Annotated in this window: 20 protein-coding genes; 4 read left to right on the top strand and 16 right to left on the bottom strand. The window is 52.4% G+C overall.

Features of this window, described 5'->3' with window-relative positions; genetic code table 11:
• Positions 1-17: 17 nt before the first annotated feature.
• From Q0577_RS07635 to Q0577_RS07565, 15 genes are all read right to left on the bottom strand, one after another.
• Entirely contained in the window at positions 18-2525 is a 2508-nt protein-coding gene (locus Q0577_RS07635) for a baseplate J/gp47 family protein (protein WP_298734410.1), read from the bottom strand.
• 129 nt (positions 2526-2654) lie between these two features.
• The gene (locus Q0577_RS07630; RefSeq protein ID WP_298734407.1) at positions 2655-3005 is read right to left on the bottom strand and encodes a GPW/gp25 family protein; all 351 of its coding nucleotides are present in this window, start codon (positions 3003-3005) and stop codon (positions 2655-2657) included.
• An 85-nt stretch (positions 3006-3090) separates the two neighbouring features.
• Positions 3091-3411, bottom strand: coding sequence for a hypothetical protein (locus Q0577_RS07625; RefSeq protein ID WP_298734406.1), 321 nt, complete (start codon positions 3409-3411; stop codon positions 3091-3093).
• 260 nt (positions 3412-3671) lie between these two features.
• The gene (locus Q0577_RS07620; protein WP_298734403.1) at positions 3672-4193 is read right to left on the bottom strand and encodes a phage baseplate assembly protein V; all 522 of its coding nucleotides are present in this window, start codon (positions 4191-4193) and stop codon (positions 3672-3674) included.
• Positions 4194-4208: 15 nt separating this feature from the next.
• Positions 4209-5336: a hypothetical protein gene (locus Q0577_RS07615; RefSeq protein ID WP_298734400.1), complete on the bottom strand. Its 1128-nt coding sequence runs from the start codon at positions 5334-5336 to the stop codon at positions 4209-4211.
• Position 5337: 1 nt separating this feature from the next.
• Complete coding sequence (locus Q0577_RS07610; protein WP_298734397.1) at positions 5338-5694, bottom strand: hypothetical protein; 357 nt, start codon at positions 5692-5694, stop codon at positions 5338-5340.
• Positions 5691-6338, bottom strand: coding sequence for a hypothetical protein (locus tag Q0577_RS07605; RefSeq protein ID WP_298734395.1), 648 nt, complete (start codon positions 6336-6338; stop codon positions 5691-5693). Before Q0577_RS07605 ends, Q0577_RS07610 begins: the two co-directional genes overlap by 4 nt.
• Before the next feature lie 98 nt (positions 6339-6436).
• A complete protein-coding gene (locus tag Q0577_RS07600; RefSeq protein WP_298734394.1) occupies positions 6437-6700 on the bottom strand; it encodes a hypothetical protein in 264 nt (87 codons plus the stop codon).
• Positions 6694-8694 carry an ATP-binding protein gene (locus Q0577_RS07595; RefSeq protein ID WP_298734393.1) on the bottom strand — a complete coding sequence of 667 codons (2001 nt, stop codon included), beginning with the start codon at positions 8692-8694 and terminating at the stop codon, positions 6694-6696. Before Q0577_RS07595 ends, Q0577_RS07600 begins: the two co-directional genes overlap by 7 nt.
• Positions 8691-10025, bottom strand: coding sequence for a DUF4255 domain-containing protein (locus Q0577_RS07590; RefSeq protein WP_298734390.1), 1335 nt, complete (start codon positions 10023-10025; stop codon positions 8691-8693). The genes Q0577_RS07595 and Q0577_RS07590 overlap by 4 nt, the downstream gene beginning before the upstream one ends.
• Positions 10022-10876 carry a hypothetical protein gene (locus Q0577_RS07585; protein ID WP_298734388.1) on the bottom strand — a complete coding sequence of 285 codons (855 nt, stop codon included), beginning with the start codon at positions 10874-10876 and terminating at the stop codon, positions 10022-10024. The genes Q0577_RS07590 and Q0577_RS07585 overlap by 4 nt, the downstream gene beginning before the upstream one ends.
• Positions 10877-10878: 2 nt before the next feature.
• Complete coding sequence (locus Q0577_RS07580; protein ID WP_298734386.1) at positions 10879-11580, bottom strand: hypothetical protein; 702 nt, start codon at positions 11578-11580, stop codon at positions 10879-10881.
• 38 nt (positions 11581-11618) lie between these two features.
• Complete coding sequence (locus tag Q0577_RS07575; RefSeq protein WP_298734384.1) at positions 11619-12140, bottom strand: phage tail protein; 522 nt, start codon at positions 12138-12140, stop codon at positions 11619-11621.
• A 5-nt stretch (positions 12141-12145) separates the two neighbouring features.
• Entirely contained in the window at positions 12146-13726 is a 1581-nt protein-coding gene (locus tag Q0577_RS07570; RefSeq protein ID WP_298734381.1) for a phage tail sheath C-terminal domain-containing protein, read from the bottom strand.
• A 112-nt stretch (positions 13727-13838) separates the two neighbouring features.
• Positions 13839-14354 carry a UpxY family transcription antiterminator gene (locus Q0577_RS07565; RefSeq protein WP_298734378.1) on the bottom strand — a complete coding sequence of 172 codons (516 nt, stop codon included), beginning with the start codon at positions 14352-14354 and terminating at the stop codon, positions 13839-13841.
• A 467-nt stretch (positions 14355-14821) separates the two neighbouring features.
• Between Q0577_RS07565 and Q0577_RS07560 the strand changes: the two genes are divergently transcribed.
• The 3 genes from Q0577_RS07560 (at position 14822) to Q0577_RS07550 (ending at position 21796) form a co-directional block, all read left to right on the top strand.
• Positions 14822-16858 (top strand): sulfatase-like hydrolase/transferase, encoded by a 2037-nt coding sequence (locus Q0577_RS07560; RefSeq protein WP_298734376.1) that lies wholly within the window; start codon positions 14822-14824, stop codon positions 16856-16858.
• Between the two features lie 260 nt (positions 16859-17118).
• Positions 17119-20694 (top strand): Dyp-type peroxidase, encoded by a 3576-nt coding sequence (locus tag Q0577_RS07555; RefSeq protein ID WP_298734373.1) that lies wholly within the window; start codon positions 17119-17121, stop codon positions 20692-20694.
• 76 nt (positions 20695-20770) lie between these two features.
• The gene (locus tag Q0577_RS07550) at positions 20771-21796 is read left to right on the top strand and encodes a proline iminopeptidase-family hydrolase (protein WP_298734371.1); all 1026 of its coding nucleotides are present in this window, start codon (positions 20771-20773) and stop codon (positions 21794-21796) included.
• 19 nt (positions 21797-21815) lie between these two features.
• Here Q0577_RS07550 and Q0577_RS07545 read toward each other — a convergent pair whose 3' ends face one another.
• The gene (locus Q0577_RS07545; protein ID WP_298734368.1) at positions 21816-23279 is read right to left on the bottom strand and encodes a glycoside hydrolase family 30 protein; all 1464 of its coding nucleotides are present in this window, start codon (positions 23277-23279) and stop codon (positions 21816-21818) included.
• A gap of 115 nt (positions 23280-23394) precedes the next feature.
• Here Q0577_RS07545 and Q0577_RS07540 point away from each other — a divergent pair, with 115 nt between their 5' ends.
• Positions 23395-24591, top strand: coding sequence for an ImmA/IrrE family metallo-endopeptidase (locus tag Q0577_RS07540; protein ID WP_298734364.1), 1197 nt, complete (start codon positions 23395-23397; stop codon positions 24589-24591).
• Positions 24592-24619: the final 28 nt, after the last annotated feature.

Raw genomic sequence — 24619 nt, 5'->3', positions numbered from 1 at the left:
GAATACTTATTAGATAGTTACTTCCCTCCATTCATGATCAGCCTGAACACACCATGCTCAGGGAAGTTAGGATCATTGTCCAGCCTTGCTATTTCCAGGCGTGACAAACTCAGCTCTCCTTTTTCCAGCGCTACCGTATCCGTTCTACCCTGCCGGTTGAATTTTGTGATCTCCACTGCATCTACGCCGGGCGTTTGTTGTGCGGCGGCGTATAAAGGACTGAGGTATACAGTTTGACCAAAGCTGAAATTATCCGGGTGGAAAAGGCCCCTGCCTCCCCGGGGCAGATCGCGGTTGCTGAAGATCTGTAAGAGGGCGGCCTGTACATCGCTTCTGAAATAATGTTCGTTCACACACACTACCATTTCAATTTCCAGCGAGATATATACAGGACTGTTCACTTCAAGGTCGTGCCCCGCCATGCGGTAGCGCTCCAGCTTCTGCCGGATCTGTGTTTCAAAATCGGCAGCGATCGCTTCGCCGCCCAGGCGGTCTACTGTCAGGAAAACCGTTCTCCAGCTGCCTGTCCACCGGAAAGTGGCGGCGCTGCGCTGTACCGTCTGGTCAACGCTCCTGGTCAGCTGCTCATAATCTTCCAGGGTCACGGCGCGTTCCTGTTTGCGGAAAGCGTTGGGGGCTTTCTGCCGTACCATCTGTATGCTCTCCTGTTCCATGGCGCCGATAGCGGGCAAAGGCATGGATACGGCCCTGATCTTTTCATTGGCGCCGGTGATATCCGGATCATCAGACACCAGGTACACTTTGGGTTGTATGCCGATGTTGCCGCTGTCGCCATTACCGATCCTGCAGCGTACCGTGAAGGCGGTCTCCGGAGCCGGCCGTTTGCCCAGCAGATCATCGCCGAAACGCAGGTAAGCAGTACCATCGTTTTCCACTTCCACTACAAAATGGAGATCGGCGGGTTTGCTGTTCAGCAGATCCCGCTGTGGCGTCCAGGTATGCGGCGATCCGGCTTCCAGCAGCTGTATGGCAGGCAGCACGTTGCGCATAGACCATTGGCGTGCGCTCAGCGCGGAATCCGGCTGATAAGGCGCCACCTGCGTAACCGGACCAAACTTAAGTTTGGGATAATATCGTAAGGGAATGTTGGTTGTTTCTGTTACCTCGCAGGGATCGCCGTCGGGCACGCGTACGCTTAAACGCGGCGAAGGCACAGGGTCCAGCGGAAACTCCGCCGTCATGCCATGATCCACCAGCACATTATTGCCCAGCGCAAGACTCACATTGGGAAATTCCCCTCTTTCATTCCTGGTGGAGATACACAAGGGGAAAGGTAGTGCGTCTGCGGCTTCCCATTGTATGATGGTAACCGGCTGGTTGTCCAGCGGATCTTCCGTTACCCGTACATCACTGAGGCGTACGGGGTGACGGTGGTTTGGGTCTGCATCTCCCGGTTCCCCTGTCTGCGGCCCCAGCACTTCTGCCAGTATCAATACCATACCGGGTGTCAGGGCGGCGAAATTGCCTTTCAATGTAGCGCTGGTAGCGCCCTGCGGCAGGCAGCACTGGCTGTCTTTCCAGGTATAGAACGCCATCTGGTTATGCCGGTGATCCAGTATGATATCGTGCATCAGCTCAAACACCAGTGCACCTTCACTCATGGCGCCCTCAAACTCCTTGCTGTCGGACCGGAAGGCGGCCGGTATAGCGCTGGTACGGGTAAGTATCTTCGTGATGCCGTAGGTGTTCTGTTGCTGCAGCAGCAAACCGGTGATGCCTGCTGCTATTTCTATATGCGCCCAGGTACGGGCATTACAGCCATCGTGTACAAAATAATCTATGAGGCGGGCATGACGCCGTACAGACACGCGACGGCGGGCCGTCCCCAGGTACGCTTCGGTGGCAATAGCATCCTGCTGATAGCTCAGGTAATCGCCTGCATACGCCAGTAGCTCAACCAGCGCAATACCTTCGTCTGCAATGTTACGTTCCCTCCACTGGGGTATGAGCAGGTTGAGACGGTCCAGCATCAGCTGGCGGAAAGTGGCGTAATCCTTGGCCAGGTAGTTCAGCTCAGGCGCGGGCGGCGGCACCGGTGCACAGGAAAACTGTGGCTTGCAGTCAAAATCATTACCGCAAAGCACCTTAAAGGAAAAGTCTACCGAAGACAGTACGGGGTCGTATCCCGTGGGGGCGTCACTGTTAGCCGCATCTGCTACCAGGTGGAGAGTGTAGGTAGAAAAATCACCCGCTGCTTCCACCTGCACCACCAGGATCTTCGCCGCATCAGGATCAGGCGGCGAAGGCGGTGGCGAAAGTATCAGTCCTGTAGTGACCGATGTTACCTTAATATCTTTTATACGTTCACCGCCCGCAATCACCACGTTCTTTTCACTCAAACTGCCCGGTACAATATCCTTCAGGAAATGCACATACAGCGTGGTTTGCCGCAGCGGCAACGGATCTGCAGGATTATCCAGCACCTCCAGGAAATCAATGCCATTGATGGTGGGGTGTTCCATTACCTGGTTGCGCCGGGCGTCGTTACAGCAGAAGTATTCCATTATAATTAATAATGAAGAATGAAGAATGAAGAATTGCGGAAGGGGGCCCTGGTATGGTTGTGGTGGTAATTAGTAATTAATAATTAATAACTAAGAATTGCAAAGGGGTAACCCGATTAAGCGTGCATGTCAACGGGAGAATTGAGCAACGTTCTGTTCTCTTGTGCGGCGTATGGTGTATACTACCGTCACCTGCAAAGTGGCGTCGCGGCTCAATACCTGTACATCATTCACTTCTATCAGATCGCCCAGCCATTGCTGGAGTGCGCCCTGCACCAGGAACTGGGTGGTGATGGCCATTTCTTCGCCATTGGGCTCAAATACCAGCTGCAGCAAACCACTTCCAAAATCGGGATGATTTACCCGCTCACCGGGCGCCGTAAAGAGCACCTGCTCAATCAGGTCACGGATGTGGCGATCATTGCTTGTCTCCGCGGTATTACCCTTGTTATCAAACTGGTACGGAAATGCGATGTTCATCCTTTTAATTAATAATTAAAAATGAAGAATTAATGATTATAGAACAGGCGGCCGGCTAAATCCTTAATGTCCGTGCAATGAGTAATTAAGTACCAATCACCCTCGTCTGCGCCGCCAACACCATAAGCGGCGTCCCGTTCGGGGCACAAATGGCCTGGCTGTCCATCAGTAGAACGGGCATACCATTGGAGGTAACACGAACGGCGGCGACTACCCATTGTGCGGTTACACAGGGACTGGGCGCACCGGATACGTTGAAGGGGCAACCGGCTATGGTATAAGGAGCAGGTTGTGTTACAATCGGCATGCCGCCTACCAGCACCCGGGGATTGGGGGATGTAGGCATTGCCTGCCCTGCGTGCGCACATTGCACGGTTGCACCAACATGTAATAAAGGTCCGGGCATAAACTTCAAAATATTTAGGGCATGTTTGAAAGTTGGACGTTTGATAGTTTGAAGATTTAAAAGTTTGAAGGGGTGCTGAAAAGTTGCTGCGCCTTCAAACGCTTAAACTTTTAATCTTTCGATCAGGCGACTACCTCACTGTGATTCCTTCAAACTTTCAAACGCTTAAACGCTCAATCAGGCGGCAACCTCACCGGAACATCTTCAAACTTTCAAACCCACAAACGCTCAAACTTTCAAGCCCCCAAACTTCTAATCCCTCATGTAATTGCCAGCGCCCCATTGTTAATTGTCACAGCAGGGCCCACCATCGTAATGCTGGCGCCTTTACCGTTCTGGATATAGATACCGGTGTCGTTCACAATGATGGAAGCGCCGGTAGTGCTTTTCAGCATGATGCCACCAGTGGGGCCGGGCAGATCGCTGACCACCAGCGTATTCTGCGCCTGTGTCTGGAAAACGATGTTGGGTGAAGCAGGAACACCTGCCAGCGCCAGAGCGGGTATTTCTCCGGCAGAGCCCCAGAAGCATCCGGACCAGATGGGATAGTCTGGATTGCCGCCTTCAAATTCCACCCACACCAGTGAGCCGATGATGGGCACCACAAAAGCACCCATCTGGATACCAGCCAGCGGCACACAGGGCATTGCCCAGCTGGAGATGCCCAGGCCCAGCACATCGGGTACCTGCACCAGCAGCCTCGCTTTCTGCATGGGATCTATATTATTGAGCACTGTACCGCGATGCTTGCCGTAAAACTTTCTTTCTGTTGACTCATTCATAACATATATCATTGATCATGACGGAACCGCAGGTACTGTAGGCAGTAATCCGTTCCGCGTGATGGTAAAGTCCTGTGTGTATTTCCCCCGCTCTATCTTGTGCTTTACCTGCTTTACAAAGTAAAGGCCGTCAAAGGCAAGTCCAGCGCCCCGCACACCCACCAGCGCCCTTGCTTTCAGTATATGACCATACCGCAGCACATTGAGCGACCCGGTACCCGTCACCGCATCTGCAGAGCGGGCCGCTTCCGCCAGTCCTAACGCCACCGCCTGCACGGGATTCAGGCTGGCCGTATCGGGCAGCATGGGGAAATTAACGGGTATGGGCGGTAATGCAGCCAGCGGCGGGTTCAGCGGACCGATATCCGGTATCGGAATAGGGATGGCCGTATGCGCTTCCTCTATCTGTATGAAAACAATCGGCATTGATTTGGAAGCGCCGTTGAAGCTGAAATTGAGCGACTCCACATTCGTATGTGCATCCATGTTAATGTTCAGCGCAGGCTGCGGGATGCCTACTTTTATTTCAGGCCCCCAGTAAGCGATGTTCATACCCGGCGCAGGGCCCGGCTCTATATAGAACACATACCCTACTGCCCGCGCCAGCTCATTGATATATTCAAGGTCTTTTCCCCTGTGTGTGGGTATACGCTGCGTAGGCACAGGTACATCTGTAAACAGGCTGGGGATCACCAGGGGCACCATCCCGAACATGGCATACTTCGCGATGATCAGCGCCACCCTCGCCTCCGGCGGCATACAGGGATAGGGAAACCCGGTGAAGTCAACATAGTTCATTACACTGGTAAGGTCTGATCCGGTAACGGTAAAGGTAGACTGCCCGGTTTGTATGTTGGGCGTAAGCTGGTGGTTCACCACCATTCCATCCATCAGTACATGCGGCGTACCATTTACGGTAACCATGATGATCACCCGGATAAAAGGGCCCACCTGTCCCAGTAAGAGCAGCAGCGTATTCAGGGGCGACTTGCTGCTGAAGTTAAAGATCAGCTGGAAACCGCTTTCTCCGCCGGCAGTTGTGGTGGCTTCCACGCTGGTGAGCGCGTCCACCACTTCTTTGGGAACAGGCACCGGTACTACCGGGCCGATCAGCAGGTTCAGGGTTACTTTTCCTTTCAGCATATCAGAATCCGGTCAGGTTTTCCGGTTGGGTGATGCGGAGCCGGGCGCCTATGTCGTCTGTCAGCGCCTCGGGTTTAATGGCGTTATTGGCATCCGCGATCTGCCAGAACTGTTCGGGATTGCCGATCTGTGTGGCGGCAATATTATCCAGGCGGTCGCCTTCTCTCACCACGTATTCCTGCAACAGCACAAACCTGTCGGCCGCAGGCACCATACGGCGCCGCAGGTAAATGATGTTCCTGCCGTTGGCTTCTTCGATGGTGGCGGTACCCGTGCGGTAATACCGGCTGGTAACCGGGAAATTGTTTACCGGCAGGTTGCCCGCCTGCAGCAGGTTTTGTAATAACTGCGTATTCATGGTATAACGTTTATGCCTAATTCACTGAGGTTGCCGGATGCGAACATTCCTGCCAGGCGTTCCTTGTTCTGATGATAGCTCATGAACAGGCTGCCGCCCTTATGATCAAAGCCCAGATCGTCTACGCTCAGTACCCGCATTCCCAGGCTCACTTTGGCGCGGATGGGGTTCAGGTTCACATCAAAAGCTTCTTCGGTAATGCTGAAATCTGTAATGCGCACCGGCAGTATACGGTGCTTGTTCCAGATAAAAAGCGTGAGCGCCGACTCCATGAAAGCGATCTCCAAAGCGCCCAGGTTCGCCATGCTGTTATTAGACAACAGCTGCGCGCTTTTGGGATAGATGATGGTTTCCAGCGCGGCCAGCTGCGGCTGTATGCCTGCTTTCACGGTAACGGCATCGGCTGTCTGCAGTTGGTCCGTAGCGTCTATCTCCGCATCCAGCTTCAGCGTCTCCACCGGCGGACCCGTAAGCCGCAATGGCTGCGAACGGTTGTTGGAATCATTGCTGATGCTCTGTACCTGCAAGGTACGGGTAAGCGTATCGGGGTTGTATTGCAGGGTGATGATCCGCTCTACGGCAGAAGTGTCTGCATTGATCAGCACAATGCCGCCCTTTATCAAATGTGGTGAGCCAGAGAACATGCGTTAAAACGTTTGAAAGTTTGAACATTTGAACGTTTGTTGGTTTGAGCGTCTGAAAGTTTCAAGGTGTCTCTATCTGTCAGGATACTTTCAGACGCTCAAACTTTCAAACCCGTAAAGACAGTATTCGCGATTTGCTGGCCTACAACGTTGGGAGTTGCATGAGGCGCATGCTGAAAACTGCCGGCATCCAGTGAGGGCACGGCCCCGCCGGAAGACAAGCCCGGGGGCAGCCCCTGCTCTGTGAACAGGCGGCTCAGCTCCTGCTGTACGGCCAGGCCTATACGCTGGCGGTCGCCCGGCAGAAAGCCGTGCAGCACCAGCTCTTCAATGTGTAATTCTATGTTGGGAGGTGTTACCATGTGCCCAGTTCTGCGTTGATCAATGGTTTTTCCAGCTTGTTATATTCGCTGCGTGCCGCGCGTGAAATGTGCGACATATCTACCGGCCGGCCTTCATCTGCCGCAATAAAAGCGGCATTCATGGCAATGTTGCGGATATTGCCGCCGGCGATGTTGAGGCGCGCCAGCTTATCCAGCTGCAGATCCCCCAGCGGGGTGCTGGCAGGAAAAGCGCGTCGCCAGATCTCTGCACGTTGTGCCGCATCGGGAAAAGGAAATTGTACAATGAAACGGATGCGGCGCATCCACGCCTTATCCATGGTACTCTTCATATTGGTGGTAAGGATGGCCAGCCCGCGGTATGCCTCCATGCGCTGCAGCAGGTAGCTCACTTCTATGTTGGCATAACGGTCATGACTATCCCGCACTTCACTTCTTTTACCAAACAGCGCATCTGCTTCATCAAACAAAAGAATGGCGCCGCCATCTTCTGCCGCATCGAAGATCTGTTTAAGGTTCTTTTCTGTTTCGCCTACATATTTGTTGATCACCTGGCTGAGGTCTACCCGGTAAAGGTCCAGCTCCAGCTCCCTGGCCAGCACTTCCGAGGCCATGGTCTTACCGGTGCCGCTCTCACCCGAGAACAGGGCGGTGATGCCCAGCCCGCGCGAACTGCGGGACGCAAAGCCCCACTCCTGGTACACCTTGTTACGCTGCTTCACCTGCATGGCAATCTCTTTCAGCAGCTCTTTCTGTATGGCCGGCAGCACGATATCCTCCCAGCCTGCAGCCGGTTCAATACGTTGCGCCAGTTCATCAATATACGGACGCGTATGTTTGCAGCAGCTTTTCCAGAGCAGGGGAAAGAGCTGCGCCTGGTCATTGCCTTCGGGCAGCTGTGCCAGGGCGGCTGCCCCGGCAGTGCTGATAGTGCGGGCGCTCAGGTTAAACTGCGCCACGATCCTTTCCATCTGCCCGTTCAATACAAGGCCGGCTTCACCCAGGTGGGCCATCCACAAGGTAGCCTGCTCCTGTGAAGTGGGCTTTATAATATCAGCGGCCAGCTTTTCCCTCCTGGTTTTAGGCCCCGCCTGCCCGGTGCTGATAATAACAATACCCTGTACATGCTCAATAAAACTGTTCACCGCCTGTACACGCAGCCTGTCGGTTGTGTCCAGTGTGGTATAATCCAGGAAGATGGCACAGGCTTTTAATGCCGCTTCCCGGCTCCACAACCGCGTCAGCTCATTGATATCGCGGGCGCCGGATGGAATGGCGTACACCGGGATCGTGTAAAGGTACATGCCCAGCCGCGAGGCAATATAGCCTGCAATCGCTTCCTTATCTGCATGATTGTCGCCTCCCAGCTGGATCAGCGGCAGCACGCCGGGCGAAAAATGCTGCGAATAATTATGCAGGATGCGGTTGGCCAGCTCCATATGCGAAGGCGCCAGGCTTTTCTCCGCCACCGCAGATTCTACCAGTCCGGATAAACGTTCGTCAAGATGATGCACGCCGGTGAGATAGTGCAGGATCTGCTCATCGATCTTCAGCGGACTTTTAGACACCAGCTGATCGTTCAGCAATTCTATCAGCCGCCAGTAGCGCAGGGGCGCATTGGGTGATAAGGCGCTCCAGTGCGCTTCCGGCAACACGCCCAGCGCAAGGCCGAATGAAGGCAGCACCAGTGAGGGGTTGCCGTGCAGTCCTGCTATCAATGCTGCCAGGCTGCTGTCCAGCTCTGCTCCTGCGCAAAGCAGCAGGATATTCTTTTCAAAGGCTGAAAGGCCCAGTACTTTTACAAGGGTATCCAGCGCCGCCGTATCGGGCATCTGCTCCGCCGCTTCTTCCAGCTCATTTAAAGCCTGCTCCAGCCGTATCTGCCGGGCCATATCTTCCTGTGCACCGGCATCCGGCGCGGGATTGTACAGCTCCAGCGCCAACCTGGCCAGGCGAACGGATGCCATCAGGTAACGCTGGTTGGCCTCATGCCATGTGATGGAAGCGGCACTCATGGTATCGTGATCACGGGTGAATTATAATGACCATTGGGAGCAGTCCCCAGCGGACTTTCGGCTCCGTCTACCTGTATACGCACCAGGTAGGTGCCCGCCCTCACACCGGAAATGGGCATATTGACAATATCGGTCGAGCCGGGCGGACTTAATACCGCAGACATCTGCAGCTGGAAACTGTAGGCCCGCGGCGGTACGCCGGGATCAGGCGGGTTCAGCTCATTCAGCAACAGGATAATGCGCTGGGTATCGGTCACATCCGGGCTCACCTGCAAACGCACAGTGGCAGACCGGGGAGCGTTACCTGCACCGGTGACATTCAGCACCTGGCTGGATACGATACGCGGACTCAATACAAAGGCTTCCGAACGGGAAGCAACACCCGTATGCGGCTCCAATGGAGAGCCCATTAATGTTGGATGCACTACCTGTATACCGTGCACGCCCGCCGGCAAGGCTGCCGGCAATGTAAACGTGATGGAAGTATCGCTGATGTCTGCTACAGCCGGCGTTACTTCTATGCCGCCTACGTTGACGAGCACAATATCATTTTTGAACTGGTAGCCCTGTAATACGATCCGGTATCCGGACAATATCTTCTGGTCAAACAGCACAGGCGCCGCAGGCCCTGATTGTGCGCCTACTTTGGTGATCACCGGTTGTTTAAAGGGTATCACATAAATATTGCGGGACTGAACAGGCAACGCTGTTTTGGTAGAGCGCTGGCTTTCTATCAGCACCACGGAAATATGGTAGGCTGCAGTGGGCCTGTATTTGGCGCCGAAGGCGGTCCACAGTTTCGAGAGCTCTTCCAGGTTCATTTCCTCCGGGCTGATCTTGATCTGCTCTACCTGGTCTGCCAGGTTGGAAGTAGACAGCGCCCTGAGTGAAAGCGGCAAATCGCCGGTGTTCACCCCTCCCACCGGCGGTGTTAATGATCTGCGGATGGCATCGCGGGATAGTACCGCCGTTTCATGCAGCAGCTGCATACCGTGCCCCAGCAGTATTTCCATGTGCAATTCACTGCTGCCGTAGGCAGACAATACATAGTGCAGGTCCAGCGCCAGTGGCGGATTACCGGTACGTGTACCGGAAGCGTCAAATGCAGGAAAGCCGCTGTTACGCCAGCCCGCATTGGTTGTAGCCTGGTACATGAACAGGTTCAGCTGGGTTTGTTCATTGCTGGTGCTGGTATCAATACGATCCGGCGGCAGGGCGGTTACCAGTACGGTAGAGCCGATGACGCCCGTTACATCACGATTGATCAATCCGTCGTTCAGCAGGTCTTTCAATACCTGTGTTACTGATGCTATGGCAAGCGCCGTGCTCATGATGTACCTCCGCTTCTTTTTTTGAGAAAGTCGTCCAGCGACATGGCCGCTTTGTTAGCCGTGCCGTTCTTTACCGCTGCAGGCTGCGTTTGCGCCCTTACATCTATGCGGCCTATGGAAACCTTGATCACCTGCTGTGGCGCCTGGGCCGCAGCGGAAAAAGGTGCTGTGCGTTGCTGCTGGCGGCCGGCAGAAAAATGGTGCAGCCACTGCGGCGATCCCGTATCCCCGTTCCCGTTAGGCAACGGCGCCACCGTAAGCGGTTGCCCGGGTGGCCCCACCTGGAAATAAAGCGAACGGACGCCGGCGGTTTGCGTATATGCATGGGGGGGAGACGGTGTACCGGTTGCAGCACCTTCAGCTGAAGCATGCATTTCAAAATGATTGTTCACTGTTCCCCCGGCGGGCATTGTACCAGGATAGTGCTCAGCTCCTGCCTGCTGCCTTTGCGCAGGATGCTGCCTGCCATTATTTACAGGAGGCGCTGCTACCGGTGTTTGTGCTGCCGGAGCTGCTGTAGAAGCAGGCGGCGCTGCAGCAGCAGGTGTAAACAATGACAGCAAGGTTTCCGGTGGCGCTATGGTGTTGTTGGCCACGGGCGCTGTAAGCGGCTCATCTTTTGGCTGCTGTGGTGCAGGTGGCGCGGCTATATGTCCCTGCTGCCCTTCAGGTATGCCAGCTGCTGCCGCAGGAGAGGGTTCAGCCAGCGGGGGCATTTGCTCCCCGGGCCAGGCGGGGATGGTGTCCGTGGCGGCGCCAGGTTGTGGTTCAAACCTGCCTCGCAGGCGGGGCATTACATAGCTGGCAGCACTGGTATGCCGGGCTATCAGGTTGCCGATGAAGTTAGCCATGATCAGATCATTTCCAGGTAGAGCTGGCGGCGTTGCGCGCTCATGTTCAGTATTTCTTTTTCAGACCAGCCGAAGGCGCTTGCCAGCAGCCCTACTTCCTGCAGCAGGCGCAAAGCCCATTGATGCACTTCCGCCCACAGGTAGCTGGCAATATCAAACAGCGCTTCCCACTGATGCCCGCAGGCCGGGCAGTTTAACAGCATCCGTATATCCGCCTGCGGATCTTCCTCGCTCATACGCTGCATCAGCGCGGCCGCCACCTGCTCCGGCAAAGCCGGTTCCGCGGCGGGTTGCACCTCCAGTATACAACGTTGCAACAGCGCTTCCGCATTCGTATAGGCGGCGCAGATATCCAGCGTGTTGGGCAGGCGGTAGCGGATGGTGTAGCCCGCCGTTTCCAGGGATCGTGCCGCAGGTACATCTGCCTGCAAACAGGATTGCAGGCGCAGCTGTTGTACAGCGCTCTCCCATTCTACCTTTTCGGCGCAATGCGGACAATAAGCGATGTTCAGCAGGCGGGAGCCGAAGATCCATTCGCGCAGCTGCAACAGGCGCGCATCCCGCTCGCCAATACTCAGCGAAGCGATCTGCTCCGGATCAACCCCGCAGGCTGTAGACAACAGCCGCAGCATCCTGTCCAGCAATGATTGCTGCAAACCACTTTCCCAGTGGTCGATCAATTCGGTGGCAGTAAGAGGGCGCATGGCGGGTAAGCTTTTGGCTGTCAGCTAACAGCTACTCCTCACGGTTCTGTGAACGAAGGCTCACTGGGTTCCGTTACTTCATAATCACGTTCCCATCCTTCATTCTCCAGTTTAATGTTTTGTATGGCCACGGCATTGGCATTCGCGTCAAGGTCTGGCAGCGCCTGGTATTCGGATACCCAGCAGCGGAACACCTTGTAAGCAATGGCCAGCTGCCCGGCTTCATTATACAGTTCGATGATGATATCTTTCCTGAAATCTTTCAGGGATACTTCAGCGCCCAGGCCTGATCCGAAGTTCCAGACCTTGTTGGCCCATTTTTCGAACTCCTGGTCGTGCGTAACACCTCGTTCCAGTGAAATGGCCTCAAACTCTGTACGGCCGGGTGATTTGCGGCTGCTGCTGGGGTCTCCCCCTTCGCGGTGCTTCACCACTTCGGTCGTTTTTTTGAGACCGCCTACTTTACTGATGCCGGCTACATAGCGGCCTTCCCATTTTACCCGGAACTTGAAATTCTTGTACGGGTCAAAGCGTTGCGTGTTTACGGTAAACTGTGCCATGATAGTTAGTTTTCAATTTTACCTGCCAGCTGCTGGATCTTGATGATCACAAATTCGGCAGGCTTCAATGGTGCAAAACCTACAAGGATGTTCACGATGCCCTGGTTGATATCATTCTGCGTGGTTGTTTCCTTATCGCATTTTACCAGGTAGGCATCTCGGGGCGTAGTGCCCTGGAAGGCGCCCTGGCGGAACAGGTTATGCATGAATGCGCCGATATTCAATCTGATCTGCGCCCATAAGGGTTCATCATTGGGCTCGAATACTACCCACTGCGTACCTCTGAATAAACTTTCTTCAATATAGAGGGCCGTGCGGCGAACAGCGATATACTTGTATTCGTCCGCCAGCTGGTCTGCGCCCCGCAGGGTGCGTGCCCCCCATACTACCCTGCCCGTAATGGGGAAGGCACGGAGACAGTTAATACCCAGGGGATTCAGCTGGCCATTCTCCTGGTCGTTCAGGTTCACCTGTAAACCCTGTATGCCGTTGATACCTGCGTCGATACCTGCGGGCGATTTCCATACCCCGCGGTTGGTATCTGTCTGCGCCATAATACCGGCAATAATGCCGCTGGGCACAAAAGTATCTATCTGGTTCTGCCGGGCGGGGTCGGGCTTGCGCACTCTCGGGAAATAGAGCGCTGCATTGCGGGCAGCCGTACCGGAGAGCCCCAGGGTGGATAGTCCCGCAATGGCGTTAGACACGGCGCTGGTGGGAACGGATGCCCAGGCCAGGGGCGGATCTACCAGCAGCATCGCACGTTTGTCTACACAGAGCTCCAGGGCTTTCTGGTAAGTGGAAGCGCTGGTATCTGATGTACGCGTAGGCGGCGGTATGCTCAGGAGGTTGAACAGATCGGCATTGCGCAGCGCATAGATACCTGTTTTCAGGCTTTCGCTGCCTTCATATTCAGCCGGTGTAAGATCGTCGCCATCATCCCCGCCGGTAGCGGTGATGGGGGTGGTGGTCTCCGCCGGTCGTACAGTGGGCACGATCCAGTCGCCGCTGCCGTCTTTTTCTACACCCACACGGGCAGAATGCTGTTCCAGCACACGGGGCAGGAAACGCACATCAGCCGCCTGCAGCGATACATTGAGATACTCTTCCACTTTCACCTTGTTCTCATAGATGATCAGGTTGAAATGAGTGGTATCCGGCACCACGGGAGATGCAGGGGGTGCGGTAGGATCCTGTGTGTTGTAGTTAACGGCAGCGCTGAGGTTATTACCCCAAAGCCCCGGACTGGCCGCTTTCAGGTTCAGGAAGTCGCCCATGGGGCTTAGGGTGCCGGGCAGCGGTATGGTAGCAATATCGGCGCCGTTTACAATGCGCACGATGATGGCCTGGCTGCCGCCGTTGAGGTAGAAGTCCTGCACAGCATAGCTCATCGTACTATCTACCCATAGCCCGCCAAACAGGCGTTCATAGTCGCCGAAGCTATTGATGATGACAGGCTCATTCACAGGCCCGCTCAATGCGCGGCCAACAAAGGCGGTTACTGAAGTAGCCACACCGGTGATCGTTCGCACGCCACTGGGCAGTTCTTCAATATACACGCCAGGATAAGTTGGTTGAACTGGCATAATAAAAATTTGTTTGTGGTTAAGTGTTAGCGTTAAGCTGTTAGCAGCCGGTCATTAGCGGTTAGCAGGTAAGACAGCAACTTTTATCACTGCCTGTACTAACAGCTAATAACTAACAGCTAACTGCTTCCATAAGATACTCTTGTGGTAGATTAAGCAGAATGCTGCGCTGCAGGAGATCAATGCGCACCAGTATCTTTTCTTTCCCCTTGTATTGCACTACCTCGCAGGCAAAACCGGTAAACGGCCCCTCACGGATGAGCAGGCATTTACCCGACTGGAAATACTCAGCGGTCACCTCTATCTCCTGTCCTTTGTTGACAATAAAACGGATATGATCAATAACGGCAGCACTTACCCTTGCAATTTCATTGCCTGACTTCACGTAATACAATACACCGTCAATGTCAAGGCTGTCGACATAGTGATGATCATTCTTCAGATGTACGAAAACATAAGAGGGGAACAGGGGAGCATCGATGTACTTTTTACGGTCGGACCATTTACGGAGCGATTTGACAGTTGGTAAAAAGGCATCAACGGCTAGTTTTGAAAGCTGTTCCGTTACCTTTTTCTCATGGCGCGGCTTGGTATAGATCACACGCCATCCGGCTTGGAAATCTGTCATGGGGTTTCAATCTAACAGGTAAAAAGATAAAGCTTGCGCTATCGTAAGTCACATTCTCACGATTTCGGCAAAAGCAAAAAGATAATTAACAAGCTGAAGCTTTGTACGGTTCTTCTTTAATCTGGTGCCAGTCTTTAAAAGAAAAAAGTCCTTGCCATTCGATTGGGGTCAAAAAAGAATTGTTGTTGGAAGTATTTGAGATTAACTATTCAATAGCAAATTAGTAAAAAAAATTAAATTTTCAATATTCAAATAAAAAATACTTCATTATTAATTGGCGGATGTCAGGCGCTATATCACTGTAAAACGGGCTTTATTTTTTTGCTGGCTTAACAAAAAAATAATAATTTCATAACCTGAATTTGCAGCGGTAAGCAAGCACCACAATTTTCCAACCATTCCTCTGAAGCACCGCCTGGTACAATTTTAAAGTATGTTATTCCACGATTTTTACCCCTATGGCGGCTATGACGAGATATATGTCACTATCCCTGGCGCACATTAAAAGAACGGCAAGCAGGTTTACCAGCTGGTACCTGATATTCTGCGCCTTATTTTTGTTCCTGCGATGTGCAGCCATGATCTATGACAGGATGCTGCACGGCCGCCTGCCCGCCTGGTGGGACGTATGGCTTGCCGGTATCGCAAAAGATATGATTTTCCTCATGACCCTGGGCGCCTGGGCGTTCCTGGGGCATTTGCTCCTTTCCCTGTTCAGCCAAAAACTGGCACAGCGCATCAGTATTATTACCGCCATTCTTTTCTGCCTTTTGCATATCATCCTCACACAGTATTTTCTTACCACGCTCACCATGCTGGGCTCAGATCTCTGGTATTATTCCGGGCAGGACATCTGGCAAACCGTTTCCGCCGCCAACATCCGGGCCCTGGCCGCGATAGGATTGCTGGCCATGATCATACTGGTGGTATGGAGCCTCACAAAACTGCCCCGCAGCATACATCCCGCCCCGGCACTGGGTATCAGCATCATTGTGCTCTCAGGCCTGGCCGAAATATTCAACCTCGCCTACCGCTCGCAGAACTGGCGCAGCGAAAGCTCTGAATATGGCAATAGCCTCAGTAATAATACCTCCTACTATTTTTACCAGCAAAGCCTCGATCACTTCTTTCCTTCAGCAGCAGAAATGAATACCTACGCCGATAGTAATATGCTGAATGAACGGGACGAGCTTAACAGCAGTATAGACTACTTTAATTATACAGATGAAGCGCGCTATCCTTTCCTGCATAGCGATGAAACAAAGGATGTATTATCTCCCTTCCTCCGCAGGAATGGCACTAAACCTAATATCGTGATCATACTGCTGGAAGGCGTAGGTAGGGCTTATTCCAACGATGGCGCTTACCTGGGCAGCTTTACCCCTTTCATGGATTCGCTGTCAAAGCACTCCCTCTACTGGGAGAACTTCCTCAGCTCCGCCGGCCGCACCTTTGCCGTACTGCCTTCCACACTGGCCTCCGTGCCGTTTGGCAAAACAGGTTTTACCGAGATGGGGGACCGCATGCCGCCACATCTGAGCCTCTTAAGCCTGCTGAAATACAACGGGTACAAAACATCCTTTTACTATGGCGGCGATGCGCAGTTCGATAACATGGCCGGATTCCTGCAGCGCAATGCCATCGGTCATATTTACGACATGCAGTCTTTCCCCGGAAGTTACAGCAAGCTGCCCGCCAACCCGCTGGGACTTTGCTGGGGCTATGGCGACAAAGAACTATACCGCTTCTACTTCTCCACGCTGCATGAAGAAGATACCCCTTATTGCCGGGTGTTGCTTACCGTTACTTCCCATGAACCTTTCCTGGTGCCGGAACAGGAAAAGTACCTGGACCGTTTTGAACATCGGATGAATGAGCTGCGTCTTGACAAAGCCAGTAAAGAAATAGCGCGCGACTTTAAACTGAAATATGCCAGCATCCTTTTTGCAGATGATGCGCTGCGGGATTTTTTCAGGTACTATGCCCGGCGCCCGGATTATCATAATACCATCTTTGTGGTTACCGGCGATCACCGCATGCCGGAGATACCCATGAATGATAAGCTGGACCGTTACCGCGTGCCTTTCCTGATCTACTCCCCGCTGCTGCAGCGAAGCGCTAAATTCGCTTCGGTATCCTCACATTTTGATGTTACACCCAGTTTACTGCGCCTGTTGCAGACACAATACCAGCTGCAGCTGCCCTCACTGGTTTCGTGGGTAGGCAGCGGACTGGATACCGGCTACACTTTCCGCAACCGGAAAGCCTATCCGTTTATGCAGAGCAAACGTTTTATGATAGACTTCATCCAGGGAGAACATATGATCGTTGGGAACGACCTGTTCAGCGTTGATGCACAAATGCGCCTCACTCCTGTTGTGGACCGCTATAAAATGGGACAGCTGCAACGAAGATTTGAAAAGTTCAAACGCAAGAACCGCCAGATAACAGCCGGCGCCAGGCTGCTGCCCGATTCTGTTTACCAGCGGTATTTTCCACGTTAGCACAGTACACGTGACCGTCTTATCGCGGTTGTCTGAAAGGCCGTATTGATGGCTCTGTCCACCTCCCCTGCATCACTTAAAATAGCAGAAAATCTTCCGTTAACATTTCGGAAGATGAAATTGCCCTATATTTAACCCTGTCAAAATAGCCATACATTTCGAGCCTGCAGATCATCTCAAAAAACATTCCCATTATGAATAACACGCACTACATATTCTAACCTTAACCCAATTGTCACCACAACTCAAAAAAACATTGTATGAAACACCTTAATGGCATGCTGAATATCAGCAAAAGCCAGACCGGGCTGGCTTACTTCCCCGATCATGCGGTCTATTGTACCTATTACATCAAAGCGTATGATATGTCTGCCCATTCGCTGTGGCAAAACCTGGCGCGGCAGCTGGACCAGGCTTGTAAAGCCAAAGATTATAAAACAGTAGTGATCCTGGGCGCAGGCTTCGATTGCTGGACAGCCTGGAGCCAGTTGCTCAGCTACCCCCTGCCCGAAGGCATGGGCACTAAAAGCGCGCTGGAAGAACATGCCCTGTTCCTGGGCAACAGCGGCGGCGATCTCTGGTTCCACGTTAAATCAGACAGCAAACATGACGCCGCCGCATTGTCTGACCTGATCAGGAACGCCATGCAAACCATTATCAGTCAGCCGCCACTGATCGTTCCCGCCGAAAAAAGATACAACGGCAAAGTGTTCGGCGGCAGGTTCATTGACGGACTGGAAAACCCCGCAGACCTGGAAGACCTTTCGCGCCGCGTAGTGATCGGCATGGAAGATCCGGAGAACGTTGGCGGCGCATTCCTCATCTCACAGCAGTTTGAACATGACTGGGATAAACTCAATGCCATGAGCGAACTGCAGAAACAGAACATGATAGGCCGCGACCGCGAAGACCGCCTTGTACCCATGGAAGATCAGTCCAGCCATATCAAACGCGTTCGCCAGCTGGACCAGGATCGTGTGAACTTCCGCCTGGTACGACAGGCCCTCCCCTACGGACATAAAGCAGATAATAAAGCGAATGAACAGGGCGTATTCTTTGCCGGCTATGCAAAGGCCACCCATGTGTTCGACAAGATCCTCTCCGGCATTGCAGGCCACCAGAAAGGCTTTGTGCAGGATCAGCTTTTCAGCGTTACCCGCAGCGTCGCGGGCTCTTACTGGTATGTACCCAGCCGCGAACAGTGCGGACTGGGTGAAGACCACCACGAAGGCAATGACCAGGTGACGATGAACGAATACTTCAACGTCCGCAGTAAGAACGGGTACATGTTCTATAACGCGCGGGACTACCAGCACAAGATCCGCACCTCTAAACTAACGGAAGACTGCCCGCTGAGCGACCGCATACTGATCCTGCTCAACAAACAGTTCTCCCGCTGGCAGGACACCTGGTATAAAAAACGGGAAACCCCACCCCTGGGCCACCTCAGGGATTATCTCAGCGAAGCAGACAAATACCTGCTGGATGCCCCGGTAGTGCTGCGTAAAGGCATGGCCACCAAGATCAGTCTCTCCCAGGTGCTGGTAAGCCGTGAATATGCCAAAAGAGCCAACCTGATGCGCATAGACCCCGACGAGATCATTGTAGGTAACATGCCCCAGCTCTCACTGGGCATCGGCGCACAGGTAATGGAATACCTGAACGACACCGAGCGCATGACAGGCTTCTTTGCCACCCTCAATGAATACTCCGCCACCGGTCACAATGCACCGGGATACCCCTTCCTGCTGGCTAACGGCATAGACGCCGTCAAAGACATGTTTGCCGGTAAGATCGGCAGCGCTACCGGTGATGCCAGGGATTTTTACCAGGCAGTGGTATGGTCGCTCGAAGGCCTCTCCGCTTTCATTAACGCCTATGTAGACCTGGCCATACAAATGACCCTGCAGGAAGATCTGTATACCCCGGCGGAGATCGCCAACCTGAAAGCCATTGCCGTACGCATGCGCAACATCGCCCATAAAAAACCGGCCTCCTTCCTGGAAGGACTGCAGCTGGTGTTCATCACCAATTGCGCCTTCCACCAAACCGGTGAGCCCATGTCTATCGGCAGGCTGGATCAGCAGCTGATAGATCTCTATACGGAAGATATCAAACAGGGCAGGCTGAATAAAGAGGCTGCACAGGAAATGATAGATGCCTTCTGGCTGAAGATGGACGAAACCGTATTGTATAACTATAACCACCTGAACGATTACCTTAACTACGGCACCGGCGCCGTTTTCTATTCCGCCGGTAATTTTCCGCAGGGCGCCGCTATCAACCAGTGGGTGCAGCAGCTCACCGTGGGCGGCTATAAAGCCAATAACGCTGCCGAACCGGAAGACGCCTCCAACGATATTACCCTGTTCTGCCTGCGCGCCGCACGCCGGCTGCCTTTGAATGCGCCCTGCCTTTCACTGCGCGTACATAAAAAAATGAGTGACGAGCTGTTTGAAGAAGCCGCCAAGGCTATCCTCAGCGGCGGCGCCCACCCTATCATGCTGAATGACGATAAGCTGGTGCCTGCGCTCAGCGCCTGTGGTCCGCTGACACCGGAGGATGCCCGCGACTATACCTGCGATGGTTGCTTTGAACCCATCATCGTAGGCAAAACGGAATGGGCCTTCAGCTATGTCACCATTTTGCCGATGGTAGATTATGCCATGAACCAGGGTTGTAATATACAGGGCGCCGGACCTATTGACCTGCGCGGACTGAAGCTGTCCTGGAACTCTCCCCCGCCCGAAGAGATCCCCAGCTTTGAAAAGTTTATGGAGATATGCTACACCCACTGGAGATGGGCCATGAACGCCTTCTTCAACTCACTGATGAACGGCTACGGCGATCTCTGGGCCTATTGCCCCAGCCCCCTGTTCTCCGCCTTCCTGGACGACTCTCTCGAAACAGGGCGTGATCTCACCAACGGCGGTGCGCGCTATCACATTGTAGCACCCATGATGTGCGGCATTGTCAACACCATCAATTCACTCTATTCCGTAAAGAAGCTGGTATATGAAGAAAAAAGCGCCCGCTGCTCATTACCGCAGCTGCTCCTGGCCCTGCAATGCAACTGGGGCAATGATATGATCCAGCCCTTCTACACCACCATCGAAGGCAGCCTGCGCAGGGATGAAGACGCCATCTTCTTTAAAGAGCTGCGGCAGCACGCCTTACAGCTGCCCAAGTTTGGCGTGAATGCGGATGATGCGCTGCGCGAATTTGCCACCTCCTTTGTAGCAAAATGCGTGGAGATCATACATGACTGCTTCAACAATCCGTTGCCGGTGATCAAAGCAGGCTATGAAAGGATCAAACAAAAATATGGCAGTCCCGAACGGCCCTTTGCCTTTACCATCACACCCGGTGTGGGCACCTTTGAAGACAATGTGGGTCTGGGCATGGGGATTGGCGCCACAGCAGACGGAAGGCTGAACGGACAGCCCATTGCAGATGATTGCTGCGCCGTTCCATGGCCTGCAGACCTGCCGCTGAACACACAGACCAGCAATGCTTTTGTATCCCTGCACGACTGGAACGTGGAGCCCATCAACCACGGCATTGCCAATGCCGCGCCCATTGATCTGAATATACGGGAAGACTGGCCCCTGGATAAACTGAAAGCGCTGATCCACGATTTTGCGCACAGCAAAACCGGGTCTAATATGATCACCATTACCTGCGCTGACCCGGAAACCTACCAGGGCGCTGCCAAATTCCCTGAACGCTATGACCTGGTAAGAAGCAGAATGGGCGGCTGGACAGAGTTCTATGTAGCCATGTTCGATTTTCATCAGCAGTCCATACTCAGAAGACCGTATTATACGTGGGAATAAATATCACGAATAACCTTCCGGGGATCCTGCATCCCTGGAAGGTTAATTAGTATATTTACTGCCAAAATTTTAACGTATGCAACATGCTAAACCGCTTATTTGCCTGGCAATCATCTCCCTGGCAGTACTATCCTGCAGTAACCCCGAAGCCGGTACGAAAAACACAGGCAACAACGCCTATTTCAGCCCGGCAGACAGCGGCGTGCAAACAGGCGGCGTACAGGTAATACCCATCACCACGCCTAAAGGCACGTTCAATGTATGGACCAAGCACATTGGCAATAACCCGAAAGCAAAAGTATTACTGCTGACCGGCGGCCCGGGCGCCAGCCATGAATATGTGGAGTGCTTTGAAAGCTTCTTCCCGAAAGAAGGCATTGAATTCATCTACTACGATCAGTTAGGCACCGGCTATTCTGATGACCCGAAAGACACCTCCCTTTTTGACCTTGCCCGCTGCGTAGATGAAGTGGAACAGGTACGCAAGGCCCTGCACCTGGATAAAGACAATTTCTATGTATTAGGCCATTCCTGGGGCGGCATCCTGGCCATGGAATACGCCCTGAAATACCAGCAGCACCTGAAAGGCCTGATCATCTCCAACATGATGGCCAGCGCCGACGATTATAACCGCTATGCCGATGAGGTGCTGGCAAAACAACTGGACCCCAGGGTACTGGACACTATCCGCCGGATAGAGCAGAAAGGTGATTTTGAGAATCCCAGGTATATGGAGCTGCTGATGACGCATTTCTATTCAAAGTTCATCTGCCGCCTGCCCGCCTGGCCGGAGCCGCTGGCGCGCTCCATGAGCCGCTTAAACCAGCCTTTCTACGTAACCATGCAGGGGCCCAGTGAATTCGGCCTTTCCGGTAAACTGGAGGGATGGAATGTAAAAGATAAACTCTCTACCATCACCGTACCTACCCTCAGCATCGGCGGTAATTACGATACGATGGATCCCGAGCACATGAAATGGATCGCCGGGCAGGTAAAAAATGGTACCTTCCTGCTTTGCCCCAACGGCAGCCATATGAGTATGTATGATGATCAACTGGTGTACATGGATGGCGTGATCTCGTTTATAAAGAAGACGGAATAAGCTAACAGCTGTTAGCTGCTCATAACACCAGTGTCATGATAGCATGCGGCAGGCTGGCTACTTCAGCGGCTTTGCCTTTGATCCACAGGTGGAAGGGCAAACGCTGTGCAGTGGGGTTCATCACCACCACGACAATGCTGCTGTCTGTATTCCGGAAAGCGGTGGCTTCCAGGAAAGAGCGGCTGCTGGAAGCGGCAATACGCTGCGCACCGGGACGGATGAACTTAGAGAAGTGACCGATGTACCAGTAGGCATTGGTGTAGATCAGCTTACCGGTTTTGGTATCGCCGTGCAGCGGTGCAAAGCAGTAGTTACCCACGTGATTAGGACCCCCCTGTTCATCCAGCAGGATGTTCCAGTCTATCCAGGCTACGGTGCCGCTGTTAAAGTCATTGATGATGGAGTGCGCATATCTTTCGCCGAGGCTCCAGTTATTCACACTGTCAATATTGAACTTTTCCTTACAACCTTCTGTAAATACCAGGTGTTTATCAGGAAAGGCCTGTGATACGAGGCGCAGGTTATCGAACTGCATGGTGGAGCCGGTCCACGTTTCGTACCAGTGAAAGCCGATGCCCCAGACATATTTCGCGGCCTCCTTGTCTTCCAGGATGGTGCTGGCCCGCTGGAAAATGAGATCGCGGTTATGATCCCAGGCGATGAGCTTTTTGCTTTGCAGGTTGTTCTTTGCCAAAGTGGGGCCCAGGAAGGATTTGATGTAATCCCTTTCTTCTTCTGCCGTGAAGATGCAGGACTCCCAGCGTTGTTTGGCCATGGGCTCATTTTGCACGGTGAGGCCCCAAACAGGCATGCCTTTTTCTTCGTAGGTCCTGATGAACTTCACCACATAATCAGCCCAGGTTTGCCGGTAATTGGGCAGCAGTTTGCCGCCCTGCAGCATGCTGTTGTTGTCTTTCATCCAGGCGGGCGGGCTCCAGGGGCTTACCAGCAGGGAGAGCTTCCCGTTTGCTGCCGCAATGGCCTTTTTGATCAGGGGGATCTTGAACTGCTCGTCCTGCGCCACGCTGAAGGTAGACAGGGTGCTGTCATGGTCCTTCACATAGGTGTAAGACCCGCTGGAAAAGTCGCAGCTGTTGATGTTGGTTCTGCCCAATGTGTACCCGATACCCTTTGCCGGGTCAAAATAAGCGGTGAGCAGCTCCTGCTGCGCCGCTGCAGAGAGTTTGGCAAATGTTTCGGCGGCGGCGTCTGTAATGGCTCCGCCAAAGCCCTCAAACTGCTGGAAGGCGGCATCCGGGTCTACGAACACGCAGGGCTGTGTTTCAAAGGGCTGGGCCATGTCTGTGAATGACAGGCTGTCTGTAGCCGTAATGCGGAAGTTGGTGCTGTCTGCCGTAGTGTATACGGTCACTTTACGATTGATGACGGGTGTTGCTGTCTGCCCGTTCTCCTGTTTGGGGCCGGCGGATTGCTGGCAGGCCCCCAGAACGGCAGCTGCAATGATGACGATGTACCTTTTCATAATTGGATTGTAAGAGATAAACGGATGCAAGGTAAGTTTTTTAAGGGTATTTACCCTTTATAAATTGGTCATTCGATTCACTTTCCCGATCTTTGAGGGTAAATACCCTTGAAAAATGGCCAATCTTAATATAGATGAACTGTTAAAGTCTGTTTTTAGCGATAAGGTAGCGTTTGACATCAAAGAGGAGTTTGATAAGAAAATAGAGGAATATGGCCTAAGTAAGACCAAGGCGCTGAAGCTTTTAAATATAGACAAGGATGTATTTGAAGAAATTATTAACGGATCTGCAAAACAGCCAAATCTTATCCACATAGTTAAGCTTGCAGAATTCTTAGAGCGGGATATTAATGAGTTCATTACAGTAGTACTACGAAATCAAAGCCCGGAAAATATTGCGTCAATAGAATCCGCCCGAAAGACAACTTTTGTTATGAAACATTTCGATGTAAAGACATTAACAAAAGAAGGTTTTTTTCAGGCAAATGAAGATATTGACTCAATGGTCAGCAAAATCCTAGACTTTTTCGGATTTAACTCAATTGCCGAATATGAAGAGCAGTTAGAGGAGCCCCTCTATAGTAGGTCACGAAGGAGACTATTTTCAGATAAGATGAAAGACTTCTGGATAAAATCCGCCTATCAGACATTTCGAACTATTAACAATCCTAACGAATATGATCGGGAGAGATTGAAAGATCTGATTCCCAAGATTAAACCATATACCGAAAATATCAAAGAGGGCTTGCTTATTGTCTGCAAAGCACTTTACAGTATCGGTGTAACAGTGATATTTCAAAATTACCTTTCCACGACCCTTGTTAGAGGAGCTACCTTTATTGTCAATAAGAAGCCATGTATCGTCTTGACAGACTATCTTAAAAAGTATCCGACTATCTGGTTTACCTTATTACATGAGCTTCATCATGTGTTGTTCGACTTTCAGGAAATTGAGAGAAATAGTTTTCACCTTTCTGGCGACGCTGATCTCTTTCTTACCGAGGAAAAAGCTGATACTTTCGCCAGAGAGTACTTCATGCCTGAAGATAATTTTCACTATATTAAAAGGTTTATTTATAATGCATATATGGTAAGTCGCTTTGCACGTGAAAATGAGATGGAGGTTTCCCTGGTGTATTCATTCTATGCGTGGTATCAGCAAGAATTGTACGGAAAAAATTATCATGGCGCTTTTAAAGAGTTTTACCCCGATTACACGAGTGCTGTAGAAAGACTACACCCATTGAAGTGGAGTGACGTGAATATAAAGGCAGCCAGTGAAAAAATTAAAGATGTATTGGAATTAAATTAATAATAAATAATAATCAAGTTAATCTAGT

This window comes from uncultured Chitinophaga sp., assembly GCF_937898475.1.
Taxonomy (GTDB): domain Bacteria; phylum Bacteroidota; class Bacteroidia; order Chitinophagales; family Chitinophagaceae; genus Chitinophaga.
Note: the sequence above shows the minus strand (reverse complement) of the source record. Positions and strands in the feature narration are given on the sequence as shown.